Here is a 19,306-nt window from a genome sequence, read left to right on the forward strand (position 1 = left end):
GTAATGGTCGCCCCCCTGCTCCCTCTCCCCCGGTGCGGGCCCGCGCAGAGCGGCCCCGGAAGAGAGGAAACACAGGTCATGCAGCAGACCGTGGTGGAACGGGAGCTGGAGATCCAGCTCGTCCTGTCGCCCGAACGGAGCGTCCCGGTGCCGGCCCGGCTGGGCTACCGCTCCGGCGACCCCTACGCCGTGCGCCTCACCTTCCACACCACCTCCGAGCACCCCGTCGAGTGGACGTTCGCCCGGGACCTGCTGGTGGACGGGGTGTTCCGGCCCTGCGGGCACGGGGACGTGCGCGTCTGGCCGACGAAGGCCGAGGGCCGCGGCGTCGTCCTCGTCGCGCTGAGTTCGCCGGACGGCGACGCCCTGCTGGAGCTGCCGGCCACGCCGGTGTCCGCCTGGCTGGAGCGGACGCTGCGGGCGGTGCCGCCGGGCACCGAGGACGCGCGGCTCGGCCTCGACGACGCGCTCGACGAGCTGCTCGCCGGGTGAGGCCGGCGGCTCAGAAGAGCTTGCCCGGGTTGAGGATGCCGAGCGGGTCGAAGACGTCCTTCACCGCGCGCTGCATCTCCACGCCGACCGGCCCGATCTCCCGCGCCAGCCACTCCTTCTTGAGCACGCCCACACCGTGCTCACCGGTGATGGTGCCGCCGAGCGCCAGGCCGAGCGCCATGATCTCGTCGAAGGACTCACGGGCCCGCCGGGACTCGTCGTCGTCCTGGGCGTCGAAGCAGACGGTGGGGTGGGTGTTGCCGTCGCCGGCGTGCGCGCAGACGCCGATGGTGAGGCCGTACTCGGCGCCGATCCGCTCGACGCCCTCGAGCATCGCGCCCAGCTTCGAGCGGGGCACGCACACGTCGTCGATCATCGTCGTGCCCTTGACCGCCTCCAGCGCGGTCAGCGAGAGCCGCCGGGCCTGGAGGAGGAGTTCGGACTCGGCGGCGTCGTCGGCGGGCACCACCTGGGTGGCGCCGGCCGCCTCGCACAGCGCGCCGACGGCGGCGAGGTCGGCGGCGGGGTGCGGGGTGTCGAAGGCGGCCAGCAGCAGTGCCTCGGTGGTCTCCGGCAGGCCCATGTGGGCGAGGTCGTTGACCGCCTTGACGGTCGTACGGTCCATCAGTTCGAGGAGGGACGGCACGTGTCCGCCCTCCATGATCCGGCAGACGGCGTCGCAGGCGGCGGCCGACGAGGCGAACTCGGCCGCCAGCACGAGCTGCTGGGGCGGCTTCGGCCTCAGCGCCAGCACGGCCCGCACGACGATGCCGAGGGACCCCTCGGAGCCCACGAAGAGACGGGTCAGGTCGTAGCCCGCCACGCCCTTGGCGGTGCGCCGGCCGGTGGACATCAGCCGGCCGTCGGCGAGGACGACGTCCAGGCCGAGCACGTACTCGGCCGTCACGCCGTACTTCACGCAGCACAGACCGCCGGACGCCGTGCCGATGTTGCCCCCGATGGTGCACGTCTCCCAGCTCGAAGGATCCGGCGGGTAGTACAGGCCGTGCTTCTCCACCTCGCGGGAGAGCGCCGCGTTGACGACGCCCGGTTCGACGACGGCGATCCGGTCGACCGGGCTGACCTCCAGGATGCGGTCCATCCGGGTCAGGGACAGCACGATGGAGCCGTCCGTGGCGTTGGCGCCGCCGGACAGGCCCGTGCGGGCACCCTGCGGGACCACGGGGACGCGCAGCCCGGACGCGGTGCGCATGACGTGCTGCACCTGTTCCACGGTGCGCGGCAGCACCACCACGGCCGGGGCGCCGGACGGGCAGAAGCTCGCCATGTCGTTGGCGTAGGAGGCCGTGACGTCGGGATCGGTCAGGACGGCCTCGGGCGGCAGGCCGGCCAGGAGCCGGTCGGTGAGGTTGCTCGTCTCTTCGTCGCGGGGCGCTTCGATACGGCTCACGATCACAGCGTGACACTCGGGGGCCATCGGTGTGAACCCCGTCCGTGCCGCCCTTGGGCCACCCGGACGTGCCCGGTGCGCTGCCGCACAGTGAAGGTATGGAGATCCGACCGCACGGCAGCTCCGCCCCCGGAACGTCCCTGGTGGCCGGGCCGCCCCCGCCGCGCCGCACCCGGCGCCTGCTGCGGCGCCTGCTGGTCACCGTGCTGGCGGGCTCGGCCGCGGCGGGCGGGGTGCTGATGCTGCTGCCGCCGGAGCCGGCGCACCACCGTGCGGCACCGCCCGCCGCGGGACCGCGGGCGCAGTCGCCGGCGCTGACCGCCGCCGCGGTGACCTCCGGGGTCCCGGCCGCGTTGCCGGACCTGTCGGCGCTCATCGGGCGGCAGGAGGCCGCGGTGCGGGCCCGGCCCCGGGACGCGCGGGCCTGGGCGGTGCTGGGGGCCGCGTATGTGCAGCGGGGTCGGAGCGCCTCCGACGCGGCGGACTTCCCGAAGGCGGACCGGGCGCTGCGGACCTCGCTGGAGGCGGCCGGCACCCGGCCGGCGGAGCGCGCGGCGGCGCTCGGCGGGCTGACCTCGCTGGCGAACGCTCGGCGGGACTTCCCGGCGGCGAAACGGTACGGCGAGCAGGCGCTGAAGCTGACCCCGAAGCGCTGGTCGGCGTATCCGCCGCTGATCGACGCCTACACCGGGCTCGGCGACTACAAGGCGGCCCGGGACGCCCTGGACAAGCTGCTGGGGCTGCGCACCGCGGCGGCCGACCGGCCGGCGGTGATGGCGCGGGCCTCGGCCGTCTACCGGGACCGGGGCTGGCGGGAGGACTCCGTGGCCCAGCTCACGGACGCGGCGGCGGCCGCCCGCACCCCCGCCGAGCAGGCCGCGTACCTCACCGGGGTGGGCCGGCTCGCCTGGGAGCGGGGCGACCGGGAGGACGCGCTGCGGCACTTCGAGGCGGCGCTGCGGCTGGCCCCCGGCCACCGGGCGGCGCTGTCGGGCAGGGGGCGGGCGCTGGCGGCGCTGGGCCGCACGGACGAGGCGGTGGCCGCGTACCGCGCGGCGCTGGCCCGGCAGCCGGACCCGCGCGACGCGCTGGAGCTGGGCGAGCTGTACGAGTCGCTGGGCCGGTACGAGGACGCGGAGGAGAGTTACGACCTGCTGCGCGAGCGGGTCCGGCTCTCGGCGGCGGGCGGGGTGGACGAGGAGCTGCTGATCGGGCGGTTCGAGGCGGACCACGCCGACGCCCGGGACGCGGTGGAGCGGCTGCGGGAGGAGTGGCGGCGCCAGCCCGGGATCGAGGTGGCCGACGCCCTCGGCTGGGCGCTGCACCGGGCCGGCGAGGACACGGAGGCGCTGACCTACGCCTCGGTCGCGACGGACAAGGCGAAGGGCGGTGGCGTGCTCAGTGCCCCGTACGCGTTCCACCGCGGCATGATCGAGCGTGAGCTGGGGCTGGACGGGCCGGCCCGGCGGCACCTGGAGGAAGCGCTGCGGATCAACCCGTACTTCTCGCCGACCGGGGCCGGGGCCGCGCGAGAGGCCCTGCGGGAGCTCGGGGAGATTCCCGACGAGCCCCCGCCGGACGACATGTCCTGAGGGACGCCGTTACAGGTTGCCCCGCTTTTCCTGCTCCCGCTCGATCGCCTCGAACAGGGCCTTGAAGTTGCCCTTGCCGAAGCCCATCGAACCGTGCCGCTCGATCAGTTCGAAGAACACGGTCGGCTTGTCCTGGACCGGCTTGGTGAAGATCTGCAGCAGGTAGCCGTCCTCGTCGCGGTCGGCGAGGATCTTCAGTTCGCGCAGGGTGTCGACCGGCACGCGGGTGTCGCCGACCCACTCGCCGAGGGTGTCGTAGTAGGAGTCCGGGGTGTCGAGGAACCGGACGCCGGCCGCGCGCATCGTCCGCACCGTCTGCACGATGTCGTTGGTGTTCAGCGCGATGTGCTGGACACCGGCGCCGCCGTAGAACTCCAGGTACTCGTCGATCTGGGACTTCTTCTTGGCGATCGCGGGCTCGTTGATCGGGAACTTCACCTTCAGGGTGCCGTCCGCGACGACCTTCGACATCAGCGCGCTGTACTCGGTGGCGATGTCGTCGCCCACGAACTCCTTCATGTTCGTGAAGCCCATGACCTTGTTGTAGAACTCGACCCACTCGTTCATCCGGCCGAGTTCGACGTTGCCGACGCAGTGGTCGATGGCCTGGAAGGTGCGCTGGGCGGGGGGCGCGACCATCGGCTCGGCCGCCACGTAGCCGGGCAGGTACGGGCCGTCGTACCCGGTGCGCTCGACCAGGGTGTGGCGGGTCTCGCCGTAGGTGGCGATGGCGGCGAGGACGACCGTGCCGTGCTCGTCCTTCACCTCGTAGGGCTCGGTGACCGAACGGGCGCCGTGCTCGACGGCGTAGGCGTGGGCGGCGCGCGCGTCCGGGACCTCGATGGCCAGGTCGACGACGCCGTCGCCGTGCTCGGCCACGTGCTGGGCGATGAAGTGGCCCCACGGGCTGCTCGGCTTGATCACCGAGGTGAGGACGAAGCGCGCCGAGCCGTTCTCCAGCACGTAGCTCGCGGTCTCGCGGCTGCCGTTCTCCGGTCCGGAGTAGGCGACCAGCTTCATGCCGAAGGCGCTGGAGTAGTAGTGCGCGGCCTGCTTGGCGTTGCCCACGGCGAAGACGACCGCGTCCATTCCCTTGACCGGGAAGGGGTCGGCCTGCCGTGCGGTGTCGGGAGTGTGGTCTGTGGTCTGCGTCATAGCGGAAGGGTGGACCGGGCCTGCAAGGTGCGCAATAGTTCACATCATCACTGGTCAATATGTTCAGCCGAAGAGCCCCTTCAGCGGACTTTCTGTACAGGATGACCATCCCCGGGAGGTGCTGTGGCGATCGATCGCCTGGACGGCCGGATCATCGTGCTGCTGGCGCGGGAGCCGCGGATCGGGGTGCTGGAGATGTCCCGTCGGCTGGGGGTCGCCCGGGGGACGGTGCAGGCGCGTCTGGACCGGCTTCAGTCGAATGGAGTCATCCGCGGCTTCGGGCCCCAGGTGGACCCGGCGGCGCTCGGCTACCCGGTCACCGCGTTCGCCACGCTGCAGATCCGGCAGGGCCAAGGGGCCGATGTACGGGCGCACTTGGCGACGGTGCCGGAGGTGCTGGAGCTGCTGACCACCACCGGCAGCGGGGACATGCTGTGCCGGCTCGTGGCCCGGTCCAACGCCGATCTCCAGCGGGTGATCGACCGGGTCGTCGGTTTTGATGGCATCGTCCGGGCCTCCACGGCGATCGTCATGGAGAACCCCGTTCCGCTGCGGATCATCCCGCTGGTGGAGCAGGCCGCCGTCGGCGAGTGAGCCGGAGGCGGGCGAGCGCGCGGCTCGGACGCCGGGAAGGTTCCGACGAGCCGGAGTGAGGGCGCGTGAGCTTCTGGGAGTATCTGGGCAGCCGGCACCAGCAACTGCTCGCGGACGGCTATCAGCATGCCAGCGCGGTCTTCCAGTGCATGGTGGTGGCGACCGTCCTGGGTGTGCTGATCGGGATCGCCACCTACCACTCCGAGTGGGCGGGCAACCTGGCCACCACGACCACGGCGACCTTCCTGACCATCCCCTCGCTCGCGATGATCGGCCTGCTCATCCCGATCGTGGGCCTCGGGGTGGCGCCCACCGTGATCGCGCTGACCCTGTACGGACTGCTGCCGATCGTGCGGAACTCCATCGTGGGCCTGCGCGGGGTCGATCCGGCGCTGGTGGACGCGGCCCGCGGCATCGGCATGTCGCGGTCGGCGCGGCTGCTGCGCGTCGAGCTGCCGCTGGCCTGGCCGCCCATCCTGACCGGGATCCGGGTCGCCACGCAGATGCTCATGGGCATCGCGGCCATCGCCGCCTACGCCTCCGGCCCCGGCCTGGGCAATGAGATCTTCCGCGGGCTCGCCTCGCTGGGCAGCAAGAACGCCCTGAACCAGGTGCTCGCCGGCACCATCGGCATCGTCATCCTCGCCCTGCTGTTCGACGCCGCGTACGTGCTGCTCGGCCGGCTGACCATTCCCAGGGGGATCCGTGGCTGAGACGACCTCCACGCACGGCGCCACGATCGAGCTGGAGAACCTGACCAAGCGCTACCCGGGCAATCCGCAGCCCGCCGTCGACAACGTCAGCATGGAGATCAGGGCCGGCGAGACGGTGATCTTCGTCGGCCCCTCCGGTTGCGGCAAGTCCACCACACTGAAGATGATCAACCGGCTGATCGAGCCGACCGGCGGGCGCATCCGCATCGACGGCGAGGACGTCACCCGCATCGACCCGGTGCGGCTGCGCCGCAAGGTCGGGTACGCCATCCAGTCCTCGGGGCTGTTCCCGCACATGACGGTCGCGCAGAACATCGCCCTGGTGCCGAAGATGGTCGGCTGGTCCACGAGCCGGGTGCGCGAGCGGGTCGAGGAGATGCTGGACCTCGTCGGGCTCGACCCGGGCGAGTTCCGCGACCGCTATCCGCGCCAGCTCTCCGGCGGCCAGCAGCAGCGCGTCGGCGTGGCCCGGGCCCTGGCCGCCGATCCCCCGGTGCTGCTGATGGACGAGCCGTTCGGCGCGGTCGACCCGATCACCCGCGACCACCTCCAGGACGAGCTGATCCGGCTCCAGCGCGAGCTGCACAAGACGATCGTCTTCGTCACCCATGACTTCGACGAGGCGATCAAGCTGGGCGACCGGATCGCCGTCCTGCGCGAGCACTCGCACATCGCGCAGTTCGACACCCCGGAGGCCATCCTGACCAACCCGTCGGACGACTTCGTCTCCGGGTTCGTCGGCGCGGGCGCGGCCCTGAAGCGGCTCAACCTGACCCGGGTCCGGGACGTGGAGATGCGGGACTACCCGACGGTGACCGTGGACACCCCGCTGCAGCAGATCTTCGGGATGCTGCGCGGCGGCGGCACCAACGAGATCCTGCTGCTCGACAAGCGGGGCCGCCCCTACAAGTGGCTGCGGCGCGGCGACCTGATGCGCGCCCGGGGCTCGCTGGCCCGCGCGGGCACGCTGGTGCACGACACGGTGACCCGGGACGCGACCCTGCGGGACGCGCTGGAGGCGGTGCTCACCGACAACGCCGGACGGGTGGCCGTGACCGGGCGGCGCGGGGCGTACATCGGCGTCGTGGACATGGAGACGCTGATCAACTCCGTGCACGAACTGCTGGAGGCCGACCGGCTGGAGGCCATGGAGGCGCAGGCCGAGCTGGAGGAGGCCCGCAGCCAGCAGACCCATTTCGAGCAGGAGGGGCACGGAGGGGAGACGAAGGCGTGAGCACCGAGCAGCGGCCCGGGGACGAGCACGAGGCCGGGGAGCCGCCCCCGCGGGACGAGGGCGAGGCGGAACCGACGGCGGATCAACAGGCCCCGCCGCCCCGGCGGCGCCCGCACGCAGGCCGGCTGAGCTGGCAGCAGCTGACCGTCCTGCCCACGTTCCTGGTCCTGCTGCTGCTGGCGACCTGGCTGTGGTTCCGCCAGGCGGACCTGGACACGATCTCGCGAAACGCGCTCTCGGGCGGCCAGGTCTCCAAGGCGCTGTGGCAGCACGTGCAGTTGACGGTGATCTCGACGTTCTTCGTGTTGATCATCGCGATCCCGCTGGGGATCCTGCTCACCCGCGGGGCCATGCGGAAGGCGACCCCGCTGGCGATGACGATCGCCAACATGGGCCAGGCGACCCCGGCGATCGGCCTGCTGGCACTGCTGGTGATCGCGCTGGGGACGGGCACGAGGGCGGCCCTGATCGGCATCATCGTCTACGCCGTGCTCCCCGTGCTGGCCAACACCATCGCCGGCCTGAAGGCCAACGACCCGACCCTGCTGGAGGCGGCCCGCGGCATCGGCATGTCCCCGCTGGGGGTCCTCACCCGCATCGAACTGCCCCTCGCCGTACCGCTGATCCTCGCCGGTGTCCGTACGGCGCTGGTCCTCAACGTCGGTACGGCGACCCTGGCGACCTTCGGCGGGGGCGGCGGCCTGGGCGTGCTGATCACCACCGGCATCACCACCCAGCGCATGCCGGTGCTGGTGCTCGGCGCCCTCCTCACCATCTCCCTGGCCCTGCTGGTCGACTGGCTGGCGCTGCTGGCGGAGATCATGCTGCGGCCGCGCGGACTCGAGGCGGGAACATGAGGCGCCTGGTGTCGCTGCCGCTGGCGGCGCTGCTCGTCGTACCGGCCGGCTGCGGCCTGACCAGCGGCTCCCCGATGGTCGACGACGTCCGGCCGGGCTCCATCGGGGCGGGCGAGCCGCTGAAGGGCGCCCATCTCACCGTCACCTCCAAGGAGTTCACCGAGCAGCTCATCCTCGGCGCGATCATGGGGATCGCCTTCCAGGCCGCCGGCGCGGACGTCCTGGACCGGACCGGCATCCAGGGCTCCATCGGGTCGCGGGAGGCGGTCAAGAGCGGTGACGCGGACGCGCAGTACGAGTACACGGGCACGGGCTGGATCACCTACCTGGGCAACAGCCGGCCGATCCCCGACCCGCGCAAGCAGTGGGAGGCGGTGCGAGCCGCGGACCTGAGGAACGGGCTGACCTGGCTGGAGCCGTCGAAGCTCGACAACACCTACGCGCTCGCCATGAACCAGGCCAACTTCAAGAAGTACGGCACGAGGACGCTGTCCGAGGTGGCCGAGCTGTCCGAGCGGGACCCGGGAGCCGTCACCCTGTGCGTGGAGAGCGAGTTCGCCAACCGGGCGGACGGGCTGCCCGGCATGGAGAAGGCGTACGGCATGAGCGTGCCGGCGAAGAACATCACGCAGATGGACACCGGGATCATCTACACCCAGGTGGAGAAGGGGGCGTGCACCTACGGCGAGGTGTTCACCACCGACGGGCGCATCAAGTCGATGAACCTGGTGGTGATGGCGGACGACAAGAAGTTCTTCCCCAACTACAACGCGACGCCGGTGATCAACAGCAAGGTGCTCGAGAAGTGGCCCGCCATCGCGAAGGTCATCGAACCGGTCAACGCCAGGCTGGACAACTCGGTGGCGCAGACGCTGAACGCCCGGGTCGACGTGGACGGACAGGACCCGCACCAGGTGGCACTGGACTGGATGAAGGCGGAGGGGTTCGTGAAGTAGCCGCTCCCCCGGCCCGGCCGCCCCGGAGCACCACACCACCAGTCTGCGCGGGGCCGCCGCCGCGCATCACCTCGCCGCCGAGGCCAAGCCCCCGGTCGAACCGCGCACCCGCGTCGGCTGGACGCTGGTCGAGCTCGGTCTGCGGCTCGCCGCCGCCCCGGAGCCCGCCCCGGAGCCCGTCCCGGCGCCGGCCCGGTGAGGCCCCGGGCCGCGTCACAGGAGCGCGCCCCCGCGGGGCGGGCGCCGCGGCGGGGCGGCGCCGGTGGGCGCCGCGACGGGCGCCGCGACGGGCCGACCCCGTTCCCGCACCCCGAGGGCTGTCCCGTGCCCCCGGTGGATCGGCGCACGGCGTCGGACGCGGTGGGCCGACAGGCGCGGGGCCGTCCTCGTGCCGGGCGTACCCGGGTGATCCGACAACGCGGCGGGGTGCCGTGGTTGCCGTCGTGCGCCCGCCGGGGATCGCGGGACAGCCCTCAGCAGCTCGGGACCGCGCCCTTGCCCTGCTCCAGGGCCACCAGGGCGTCCACCGCCCCCTCGAGGGTGGTCACCGGGACCAGCCGCAGGCCCTTCGGCAGCTCCGACTCGGCGTCGGCGCACTCGGCCTTCGGCACCAGGAAGACGGTGGCCCCGTCCCGCCGGGCGGCCTGGGTCTTCAGGGCCACCCCGCCCACCGCGCCGACCTTGCCGGCCGCGTCGATCGTGCCCGTTCCGGCGATGGTGCGGCCGCCCGTGAGGTCGCCGCCGCGGCCGTCGCCGTCCAGCGTGTCGACGATCCCCAGGGTGAACAGCAGCCCCGCGCTCGGCCCGCCCACGTCCGCGAGCTTCAACCGGACCTTGACCTTGTCGGGGCTCAGGTCCAGGTACCTCAGCGCCGCCTGCGTCGCCGCGTCCTGGGACTGCCGCATCTGCCTGGCGTTGTACCGCTCGATCTCCTTGACGCTGTTCCCGCTCGGGTAGACCGCGTCCCGGGGCATCACGGCCCGGTCGGTGCGGAACCAGTTGCCGAGCACGTCCGCGAGCGACACCCGGGCGTCCGGGCCGGTCGCCTCGATGGTCGTCATCCGCAACTGCCCGCTGGTCTTCCGGGCCGGCGCGCCCGACACGGTGATCACCTGGGTGCTCCGGTTCTTGCCGAGCACGTTCGCCGTCATCCCGGGCTGCGCCACCGAGAACGGCAGCGGCGCGAAGACCGCCGTGGCGAGCAGGGCCACGACGGGCAGGGTGCAGACGGCGACGGCCTGGGAACGCGTGAGACGTGAGAGCACGCAATCAATCTACGTGACCCCTCGGTGGCGGCCCACCACAGCTCAGCGCAAGCTCAGCGCAGCGCCTCCGCGACCTCCCGGGCCGCGTCCATCACCCGCGGCCCCACCCGCTCCGGCACGGAGTCCGCCAGCATCACCACGCCCACGCTGCCCTCGACGCCCGTCACCCCGACGAGGGGTGCCGCGGCCCCGCAGGCGCCGGCCTCCAGCTCCCCGTGCGTCAGGGTGTACCCGGGGTCGGCCTGCGGCGACTGGCGGGCGGAGAGGATCGCCCGGCCCGCGGCCCCCCGGTCCAGCGGGTGCCGGAAACCGGCCCGGTAGGCCACGTGGTAGTCCGTCCAGGTCGGCTCCACCACCGCGACGGCCAGCGCCTCGGTCCCGTCCACCAGGGTCAGGTGCGCCGTCGCCCCGATGTCCTCGGCGAGCGACCGCAGCGCGGGCAGCGCCGCCTCCCGTACCAGCGGATGCACCTGGCGGCCGAGCCGCAGCACCCCGAGCCCGACCCTGGCACGCCCGCCCAGGTCACGCCGCACCAACGCGTGCTGCTCCAGCGTGGCGAGCAACCGGTACACCACGGTCCGGTTGACGCCCAGTTTGTTGGAAAGCTCGGTGACGGTCAGCCCGTGGTCGGTGTCGGCCAGCAGCTTGAGGACACGCAGTCCCCGGTCGAGCGTCTGGGAGGTCTCCGCGGTCACGACGCCCACTCCTTCGGCGGTGAGGTCGGCGGACCCCGGAGCGACGGATGCGGCACCGAGTCCCGACGGCGACGCGCTTCAGAGGCCGCCGATCGGCAGGACGCCCGGCGGCTCCGGGCCATGTCGCTTCACGGCTGCGCTCCGCGGCGGCGCTGCCACGGGGCGTGTGCGTAGCCGGACAGTAGCGAAGGCGGTTCGCTGAGCGGAAGCCTCCGTCCAGAATCCGGTCAAGACCGGATCCGGACTGCCTGTATTCGTCCCCATACGCACGTACCCCAGGCTTTTACCGCATGCGAGTCGCCCACTCCTGAACCTTGGCGATCCGCTGCCGGAGCTGCCCGGCCGTCGCCTCGGCGCTGGCCGGCCCCCCGCACACCCGGCGCAGCTCGGTGTGGATGACACCGTGCGGCTTGCCGCTCTGGTGGACGTAGGCGCCGACCAGGGTGTTGAGCCGCTTGCGCAGCTCCATCATCTCCTTGTGGCTGACCACGGGCCGGCGCTCGGCGGGCACTTCCAGCAGGTCGGCCTCGGTGTCCGGTTTCTTGCGGCTGTGCGCGATCTGCCGGGCCTGCCGCTTCTGCAGCAGCATCTGCACCTGGTCGGGTTCCAGCAGGCCGGGGATGCCGAGGTAGTCCTGCTCCTCCTCGCTGCCCGGGTGGGCCTGCATGCCGAACTCGGCGCCGTCGTAGAGGACCCGGTCGAAGACGGCCTCGGACTCCAGCGCCTCGAAGGAGAACTGCTCCTGCTCGCCGGTGTCCTCGTCCTGCTCCTTGTTCGCCTCCTCCATCTCCTTCTCGGATTCGGCGTACGGGTCCTCCTCGCCCTCCTTCTTGGGCTTGTCGAGGGCGTGGTCGCGTTCCTTCTCCATCTCGTTGGCGAAGGTCAGCAGGTCCGGGACGGTCGGCAGGAACACGGACGCGGTCTCGCCGCGGCGCCGGGACCGCACGAAACGGCCGACGGCCTGGGCGAAGAACAGCGGGGTCGAGATGGTGGTGGCGTACACCCCGACCGCGAGCCGGGGCACGTCGACGCCCTCGGACACCATGCGGACCGCGACCATCCAGCGGTCCGAGCCGCCGCTGAAGTCGTCGATCCGCTGCGAGGCGCCGGCGTCGTCGGAGAGCACGAGGGTCGCCTTCGTGCCGGTGATCTCCCGGATGAGTTTGGCGTAGGCGCGGGCGGAGTCCTGGTCGGAGGCGATGACCAGGGCGCCGGCGTCCGGGATGGCCTTCCTGACCTCGGTGAGCCGCTGGTCGGCGGCGCGCAGCACGCTGGGCATCCACTCCCCGCGCGGATCGAGGGCGGTGCGCCAGGCCTGGCTGACCGCGTCCTTGGTCATCGGCTCGCCCAGCCGGGCGGCGATCTCGTCGCCGGCCTTCGTGCGCCAGCGCATGTTGCCGCTGTAGGAGAGGAAGATGACGGGCCGGACGACGTGGTCGGCGAGGGCGTTGCCGTAGCCGTAGGTGTAGTCGGCGGCGGAGCGGCGGATCCCGTCCTGTCCCTCCGCGTACGTGACGAAGGGGATCGGGTTGGTGTCGGACCGGAACGGCGTACCGGTCAGCGCGAGCCGCCGGGTCGCGGGCTCGAACGCCTCCAGGCAGGCCTCGCCCCAGGACTTGGAGTCACCGGCGTGGTGGATCTCGTCGAGGATCACCAGTGTCTTGCGCTGCTCGACGCGGTTGCGGTGCAGCATCGGGCGGACGCCGACGCCCGCGTAGGTGACCGCGACGCCGTGGTAGTCCTTGCCGAGCGGGCCGGCGCTGTACTCGGGGTCGAGCTTGATGCCTATCCGGGCCGCGGCCTCCGCCCACTGCTTCTTGAGGTGCTCGGTCGGCGCGACGACGGTCACCTGCTGCACGACGTGGTGGTGCAGCAGCCAGGAGGCGAGGGTCAGCGCGAAGGTCGTCTTGCCGGCGCCGGGCGTGGCCACCGCGAGGAAGTCACGCGGCTGCTCCTGGATGTACTTCTCCATCGCCCCCTGCTGCCAGGCACGCAGCTTGCTGGCGGTGCCCCAGGGGGCACGGCCGGGGAAGGCGGGCGAGAGGTGGTGCGAGTGCGCGGAGGAAGCGGCGGTGGTAGTCACGGTCTCCGTGGGTCAAGGGGTGGGACGGCTCGGCTGCGTACGACGACCGGGCCACCCTACCGGCGGCCCGGCGACGCCCACGCGCGAACGGAGCCGGGTCGCCCGCGGGTGCGACTCACATCACAGTCGGGGCGCGGTGCCGCACGGTGTCACTCGGGGGACCGCAGCCGCCGCGTCACCCACGCACCCACCAGTGCCACCGCCGCCATCGGCAGGAAGACGGCGGCGAAGGCGGCGGAGTGGGAACCGCCGGTCGCCGCGGTCGACGCGGCCGCCGCGTCCCCGCCGCCCAGGGCCGAGAAGGCCGCGCCGGTCGCCGCGAGCAGGACGACGTTGGACAGGGCGTCGGAGATCTGGAGCGCCGCCGAGTTGGCACCGGCGTCCCTCGGCGCGGAGAGCTTGAGCAGCAGCACGCTGGTGGAGGAGATCACCAGCCCCATGCCGAAGCAGCCGAAACCCCAGGCGACGGCGACGCTCCAGACGGGGACGGAGGGCAGCAGCACGCCCGGCGCGGTGACGATCGCGGCGGCGACCAGCGCCATGCCCGCCGTCATCAGCCGTTCCCGGTAGGGCTCCACGCGGGGCCGCGACTGCACCCACGAGCCCAGCGCCCAGGTGACCCCGCCGGCCGCCAGCGAGAACCCGGCGAGCGTCGGCGACAGCCCCCGCTGGGTGACCAGCATCAGCGGGACGAAGGACTCGGCGGCGATGAAGGACCCGGCGGACAGTCCGCGCAGCAGCACGACGGACGGCAGACCGCGCACCGCACGGTAGGTGCCGCGCGGAAGCAGCCCCAGCACGGCGGGGACGAGCAGCGCCGCACCGGCGAGACCGGGGACCAGCGAGAGCCATCGCAGGTCCTGGGCGGCGTACTGCAGGAGTCCCGCGCCGAGGGAGATCGCGAGGGCGAGCCGGATGCGGCGCCGGTCGAAGGAGGCGGCGCCGTCGGCGCCGTCCACGGGGCCCGCCGCCCGGACCCGTATCTGCGGCAGTGCCAGCACGAGCGGGAGGACGACCAGGGCGGGTATGCCGAGGAAGACCCAGCGCCAGCCGAGGTGCTCGGTGACGGCGCCCGCGGCGAGCGGGCCGACGATGGACGGTACGACCCACCCCGCGGCGAACGACGCCATGATCGCGGGCCGCAGCCGCTCGGGATAGGCCCGCCCGACGACGACGTACAGCGCCACGATGACCAGCCCGCCGCCGAGACCCTGTACGGCCCGCCCCAGGACGAACACCCACATGGCACCGGCGGTCCCGGCGACCACGAGTCCGGCGGCGAAGGCGGCGATGCCCGTGGTCAGCGCGCCGAGCGGGCCGCTCCGGTCGGACCACTGGCCGGCGAGCACCATGCCGAACAGGCTGGTGGTGAAGTACGCGGAGAACGCGAACGCGTACAGCGCCACCCCGTGCAGCTCGCGTGCGGCAACGGGCATCGCGGTCCCGACTGCGGTCGCCTCGAAGGCGATGAGGCACACGACGGAGACGATCCCGACACTGAGCGCCCGGCGGTCCCGGCTCAGCACACCACCGCCGTCCTTCTCGGCGGCGTCGGCCGGCACAGCGGTGTCACGGGACTCGAGGGCACTCATGGTCGCCAGAGTAAGGTGCACAGCCGCCTTTGACCCCTGTCGGTGGTCCCGCTCGCGCTCCGACCTTGGTCGTAGACCCCCGATCCGCGCCGGCCCCGTACCGCGTCCGCCGGGGAGTCGGCTTCGCGGGGACCCGGGCGGGTTCGGTTCCGGACGCGGCCCGCGGTTGGCGTCCCTCGACGGGCCGGACCAGCGAGCCCGGCACGATCCGGACGGGCGGCACTAGAGCTCCCCGCCCGCCCCGTCCTGGAGCAGTTGGGTCCAGTAGTGCCAGGCGGTGTCCGGCAGGGTGGCCGCGGGGTCGACCGCGGTCAGGGTGTGGATCATGGCGGCGGCCAGGTGGTCGTAGGCCTGCGTGCTCAGCTCGTTCGACAGGTGTCCGTCGATGGTGCGCTCGTGGTGCAGGAGCCAGAGGGTGAACGCCAGGGTGGAGACATCGGTGTTCAGCGGGTGGAGCGTCGCCCCGGGCCCGCTGAGGGTGAGCACCGCGCCCGTTCTTCCGTCGACCACCAGGCTGTCGTCCTCGGCCAGGTGACCGAGGCGGATCAGGTGGCCGGCGTGCGCGGGCAGGGCGTCCAGGAGGTGGTCGTCGCAGTGCTCGGCGCTGAAGTACTCGGTGAGCGTCGGCAGCGGGGCGTCGGTGTCGGCGTGGAGGACGGCCGCCTCCTCCGGCAGGCCCGTCTCCCGCAGGAAGCGGCGGGTCGGCTCGTGGGTGAGCGTGGCGGGGAAGTCGACCTCCTCGAACCTGGCCACCCGGCCGTGGCCGAACTCCTGGTCCAGCAGGCGGGCCGGAACGTCGAGGGTGAGACCGGACGTGGTGCCCGGCCCCGCGACGAGGGCCAGCGGACGGATCAGGGCCGCGGCCTTCCAGTAGGGCGGGACACGGCCGTCCGTGCCCTTCGCGAACAGCGCGAGCAGGCGGCGCGACGCCTCGGTCACCGTCCTCGGGCCGTACGTGCCCGCCAGGGACGCGAAACGGCCGCGCAGCCCCGCCAGTTCCTCCGTGACCGCGGCGAAACGCAGCAGGGTGGCCAGCGAGGGCGCGAAAGGACGCGGGGCGCCCGGGCCGGCGAGGTAGGCCGTGGTCAGCTCGCCGGTGTCGCCGTCGAGCAGGATCGACTCGCGCTCCATGCCGCCCGGGTTGAGCAGTTCGCCGATCACCAGGCGGTCGCGCAGTTCCTCCGCGAGGTGGAAGGGGCCGTCGGTGGCGTCGCCGAGGGTGCGCAGGCCGTGCGCGCGCAGCGGGGAGAAGGTCAACAGGTCGGTCTCGGCGGGCAGTCCGGGACCCGCGAGCAGCCCGCGGGTCGGCGCGTGGGCGATGTGCCGGCCCAGTTCCGCCTCGGTCAGTGTGATCGCCGGGACCCCGGCGTCGGTCGTGCTCATCGCTCCCCCGCGATCGTCCCCGTGCGTGCCTGTGTGCGCGTCGTCGTGCGCGGTGCCCGGGCAGGTGCCCCCGACTGCTCGGCACACTACGCCGCACCACTGACAACGGCCCTCGGCAGGAAGGACGTCAGACGGGCCGGGTCCGTTGCCCGCCCGGCCCGGGCACGGCCGCCGCCGTGCGCCGGGGTGTGGTCACGGGGACGTCACCACGGCCGCCTGCGGGCGGATCGGGAGACGGTTGACCGGACGGCCCGTGGCCGCCCGGACGGCGGAGGCGATCGCCGCCGGAGACGTCACCACCGGGACCGCGCTGACCGACTTCGCGCCGAAGGGCGCGACCACGTCCCGTTCCTCGACCAGCTTCACGATCCGGATGTCCGGCGCGTCCAGGGCGGTCGGCAGCGCGTACCCGGTCAGGTCGGGGTGGCGGACGAGGCCGCGCGGGGCGCGCAGGTTCTCGGTGAGGGCGATGCCCACGCCCTGGGTGACGCCCGCCTCGATACGGGCCTCGAGCTGGGCGGGGTTGAGGATCCGGCCGACGTCCTGGGCGACCGCCAGTTCCACCACCCGGACCGAGCCGATCTCGATGTCGACGTCCACCACCGCGCGGATCGCGCAGAAGGCGAGCCCCACGAAGGCGTCGCCCTGGCCGGCGGCGTCCAGCGGCTCGGTGGGGTGCGGGCGGCACTGGGCCGTGGCCCACAGTTCCTTGCCCTCCATCGCCTCGGTGACGGTGGTCGACAGCACTCCGTCGTAGGAGGTGATCTTGCCGTCCGTGATCTGGAGCAGCTCGGTGGACATGCCGAACTTGTGGGCCAGGGGCTGCAGGAGCTGGGTGCGGACCATCTTCGCCGCCCGCTCCACCGCGCCGCCCGACACCCAGGTGTGGCGGCCGCGGCAGCCCGCGCCGGCCGGCGGCTGGTCGGTGTCGACGGGGGCCACGTGCACCTCGTCGATGCCGAGCGTCTCCTGGACGATCTGGCGGGCCAGGGTGGTGAAGCCCTGGCCCGTCTCCACGGCCCCGCAGAGCACGGTGGCCACGCCGTCGTGCACCTTCACCGTCGCCGTGGAGACCTCGTCGGCGCCCTCGGCGCCGAGCATGTGCACCATGCCCAGGCCGTAGCCGACGCCCCGGCGCACCGCGCCCGGCTCGCCCGCGCCCTCGGGGCCGCCGGGCAGCAGCCACTCCTCCTCGGGGGTGTCCACGGGCAGCTCGGGCAGCGGGAAGTCACGGACCGCCTGCAGGAGTTCGGCCACCGGGGCCGGGCAGGTCACGGTCTGCCCGATGGGCAGGACGTCGCCGGTCGCGAGGGCGTTGCGCAGGCGCAGCTCGGCCGGGTCCAGGCCGAGTTTCCTCGCCAGCTTGTCCATCTGCGCCTCGTAGGCGGCGCAGACCTGCATGGCGCCCTCTCCGCGCACGTGGCCGGAGGGCGGGTTGTTGGTGCGCACGGCCCAGCCCTCGATGAAGGCGTTCGGGACGACGTAGGGGCCGCACGCGAAGGAGACCGCGGCGGCGAGGGCCTCGGCGGAGGTGTCCGCGTAGGCGCCCGCGTCGAGCAGGATCTGCGCCTCCACCTTCACCAGCCTGCCGTCGGCGTCCGCGTGGTGGCGGTAGCGCAGCAGGGTGGGGTGGCGGTGGGCGTGTCCGAGGAAGGACTCCTCGCGGGTGGCCGTGAGCTTCACCGGGCAGCCGGTCTTCAGGGCGAGCAGACCGAGCGGGAGCTGGAAGCCCTGGTCCTCGCGGTCGGCCGTGGCGCCGGGGACCCCGGTGACGACGATCCTCACCCGATCCGGGGACAGGCCGTAGCAGGCGGCGGCCGTGTTGCGGTCGGTGTGCGGGTCGGTGGAGGCGAGGTACAGCTCCACACCGCCGTCGGGCCGCGGCACCGCGAGGCCGGCCTCGGCTCCGATGGGGGCCGGGTCCTGGCGGCCGATGCGGTACTGGCCCTCGACGACGACCTCGCCGGCCGCCTCCGGGTCGCCGTGGTGCAACGGGATGTGCCGGATCAGGTTGCCGTCCGGGTGCAGCGGCGCGGCCTCGAAGGAGTGCTCGGGGTCGGTGACCGGGTCGAGCACCTCGTACTCGACGATGACGGCCGCGGCCGCCATCCGCGCGGTGTCGGGGTGGTCGGCGGCGACGGCGGCGATGGGCTCGCCGTGGTGCCGCACGACCTCGGAGGCGAACACCGGGCGGTCCGGCGTGCCCCGGCCGTGGCGGGGGGTGCCGGGGATGTCGTCGTGGGTGACGACGGCGTGCACGCCGGGCATCTCCCGCGCGTGGGTGGTGTCGATGGAGACGATGCGCGCGTGCGCGTGCGGGGAGCGCAGCACGGCGGCCCACAGCAGTCCCTCGGCCCACAGGTCGGCCGCGTAGGGGAAGGTGCCCTCGGTCTTGGCGCGGGCGTCGGCGTGCGGCAGCGAGGCGCCGAGGCCGTGCGGCGGCTCGGGCTCGGCGGCGGGTGCCGCCGTGGCGGCGGTCGCGGTGGCGGCTTCGTCGGTCACGCCTGGCCTCCGTCCTGGCCGTACTGCTGGTCGTGCGGTTCCGGTGCGCCGAAGGCGGTGGGGCTGCCGAAGAGCCCCGGTGACTCGAAGGCCGCCGGGTTGACGCCGCCGGCGCCGGGACCCGCCTGGTGCGGGATGCGCGCCTCCTCGGTGTCCGGCCCGTCGCCGTCGGCGGTGTGCGCCTCGCGCTCGGCGACGACCTCCTTGACGGCGTCCAGGACGCCCCGGTAGCCGGAGCAGCGGCACAGGTTGCCGCACAGGGCCTGGCGGGTCTCCAGCTCGGTCGGCGCGGGGTTGCCCTCGAGGAGGTCGTGCAGGGTCATCGCCATGCCGGGCACGCAGAAGCCGCACTGCACGGCGCCGCACCGGGCGAGCGCGCGCTGCACGTCGGAGGGCCGCCCGTCGGCGGCCAGGCCCTCGACGGTGCGCACCTCGCTGCCGGCCGCGGTGACGGCCGGGACCAGGCACGATGCCACCAGGCGGCCGTCGACCTGCACGTTGCAGGCGCCGCACTCGCCCTGCGAGCAGCCGTCCTTGGCCCCGGCGAGACCGAGCCGCTCGCGCAGGACGTACAGCAGGGACTCGCCGATCCAGGCGTCGGTGACGGGCCGGTCGGTTCCGTTGACCCGCAGGACGTAGGCGGCGAGGGGGTGGTCGTCGTGCGCCGGGAGGGCGGCGGGGTCGTCGTCGGGCGCTTCGTCGTGGTCCGGGGTCCGGGCCGCCGGGCCGCCGTCGGCCGCCGCGTCCTCGGGCGCCGTCGCGGGTGCCCCGTCCCGCGGCGC

16 protein-coding genes are annotated in these 19,306 nt (G+C 73.2%); 7 read left to right on the forward strand and 9 right to left on the reverse strand.

The annotated features are described in order from the left end of the window. Positions 1-78 precede the first annotated feature (78 nt). Positions 79-492: an SsgA family sporulation/cell division regulator gene (locus MXD57_RS08410; protein WP_250400685.1), complete on the forward strand. Its 414-nt coding sequence runs from the start codon at positions 79-81 to the stop codon at positions 490-492. Positions 493-502: 10 nt separating this feature from the next. Here MXD57_RS08410 and MXD57_RS08415 read toward each other — a convergent pair whose 3' ends face one another. Beyond that, positions 503-1,909: an FAD-binding oxidoreductase gene (locus MXD57_RS08415; protein WP_250400686.1), complete on the reverse strand. Its 1,407-nt coding sequence runs from the start codon at positions 1,907-1,909 to the stop codon at positions 503-505. Between the two features lie 92 nt (positions 1,910-2,001). On the opposite strand from MXD57_RS08415, the gene MXD57_RS08420 reads away from it, so the two are divergent. Further along, entirely contained in the window at positions 2,002-3,495 is a 1,494-nt protein-coding gene (locus MXD57_RS08420) for a tetratricopeptide repeat protein (RefSeq protein WP_250400687.1), read from the forward strand. 9 nt (positions 3,496-3,504) lie between these two features. Here MXD57_RS08420 and hppD read toward each other — a convergent pair whose 3' ends face one another. After that, positions 3,505-4,650 (reverse strand): 4-hydroxyphenylpyruvate dioxygenase, encoded by a 1,146-nt coding sequence (gene hppD / locus MXD57_RS08425; protein WP_250400688.1) that lies wholly within the window; start codon positions 4,648-4,650, stop codon positions 3,505-3,507. 123 nt (positions 4,651-4,773) lie between these two features. On the opposite strand from hppD, the gene MXD57_RS08430 reads away from it, so the two are divergent. The 5 genes from MXD57_RS08430 (at position 4,774) to MXD57_RS08450 (ending at position 9,004) form a co-directional block, all read left to right on the forward strand. Then, on the forward strand, positions 4,774-5,244 hold the full coding sequence (locus tag MXD57_RS08430) for an Lrp/AsnC family transcriptional regulator (protein ID WP_250400689.1): 471 nt from the start codon (positions 4,774-4,776) through the stop codon (positions 5,242-5,244). Between the two features lie 65 nt (positions 5,245-5,309). Beyond that, entirely contained in the window at positions 5,310-5,957 is a 648-nt protein-coding gene (locus MXD57_RS08435) for an ABC transporter permease (protein ID WP_250400690.1), read from the forward strand. Continuing rightward, positions 5,950-7,191 (forward strand): betaine/proline/choline family ABC transporter ATP-binding protein, encoded by a 1,242-nt coding sequence (locus MXD57_RS08440; protein ID WP_250400691.1) that lies wholly within the window; start codon positions 5,950-5,952, stop codon positions 7,189-7,191. The genes MXD57_RS08435 and MXD57_RS08440 overlap by 8 nt, the downstream gene beginning before the upstream one ends. Then, a complete protein-coding gene (locus MXD57_RS08445; protein WP_250400692.1) occupies positions 7,188-8,048 on the forward strand; it encodes an ABC transporter permease in 861 nt (286 codons plus the stop codon). The genes MXD57_RS08440 and MXD57_RS08445 overlap by 4 nt, the downstream gene beginning before the upstream one ends. Next, positions 8,045-9,004: a glycine betaine ABC transporter substrate-binding protein gene (locus MXD57_RS08450; protein WP_250400693.1), complete on the forward strand. Its 960-nt coding sequence runs from the start codon at positions 8,045-8,047 to the stop codon at positions 9,002-9,004. Before MXD57_RS08445 ends, MXD57_RS08450 begins: the two co-directional genes overlap by 4 nt. A 473-nt stretch (positions 9,005-9,477) precedes the next feature. On the opposite strand, the gene MXD57_RS08455 is transcribed toward MXD57_RS08450, so the two are convergent. The 7 genes from MXD57_RS08455 to MXD57_RS08485 all read right to left on the reverse strand — a co-directional run. Further along, positions 9,478-10,269: a S16 family serine protease gene (locus MXD57_RS08455; RefSeq protein ID WP_250400694.1), complete on the reverse strand. Its 792-nt coding sequence runs from the start codon at positions 10,267-10,269 to the stop codon at positions 9,478-9,480. A 53-nt stretch (positions 10,270-10,322) separates the two neighbouring features. Beyond that, a complete protein-coding gene (locus MXD57_RS08460; RefSeq protein WP_250400695.1) occupies positions 10,323-10,964 on the reverse strand; it encodes an IclR family transcriptional regulator in 642 nt (213 codons plus the stop codon). A gap of 283 nt (positions 10,965-11,247) precedes the next feature. Further along, complete coding sequence (locus tag MXD57_RS08465; RefSeq protein ID WP_250400696.1) at positions 11,248-13,047, reverse strand: DEAD/DEAH box helicase; 1,800 nt, start codon at positions 13,045-13,047, stop codon at positions 11,248-11,250. Between the two features lie 149 nt (positions 13,048-13,196). Then, positions 13,197-14,639, reverse strand: coding sequence for an MFS transporter (locus MXD57_RS08470; RefSeq protein WP_250400697.1), 1,443 nt, complete (start codon positions 14,637-14,639; stop codon positions 13,197-13,199). A 222-nt stretch (positions 14,640-14,861) separates the two neighbouring features. Continuing rightward, the gene (locus MXD57_RS08475; RefSeq protein ID WP_250400698.1) at positions 14,862-16,022 is read right to left on the reverse strand and encodes an SUKH-4 family immunity protein; all 1,161 of its coding nucleotides are present in this window, start codon (positions 16,020-16,022) and stop codon (positions 14,862-14,864) included. Between the two features lie 192 nt (positions 16,023-16,214). After that, a complete protein-coding gene (locus MXD57_RS08480) occupies positions 16,215-18,524 on the reverse strand; it encodes a xanthine dehydrogenase family protein molybdopterin-binding subunit (protein WP_250400699.1) in 2,310 nt (769 codons plus the stop codon). Further along, the coding region (locus MXD57_RS08485) for a (2Fe-2S)-binding protein (RefSeq protein WP_250400700.1) at positions 18,521-19,306 on the reverse strand (786 nt) is incomplete at its 5' end. The genes MXD57_RS08480 and MXD57_RS08485, both read right to left, overlap by 4 nt.

The sequence above is a fragment of the Streptomyces cellostaticus genome (assembly GCF_023630175.1).
Taxonomy (GTDB): Bacteria; Actinomycetota; Actinomycetes; order Streptomycetales; family Streptomycetaceae; genus Streptomyces; species Streptomyces cellostaticus_A.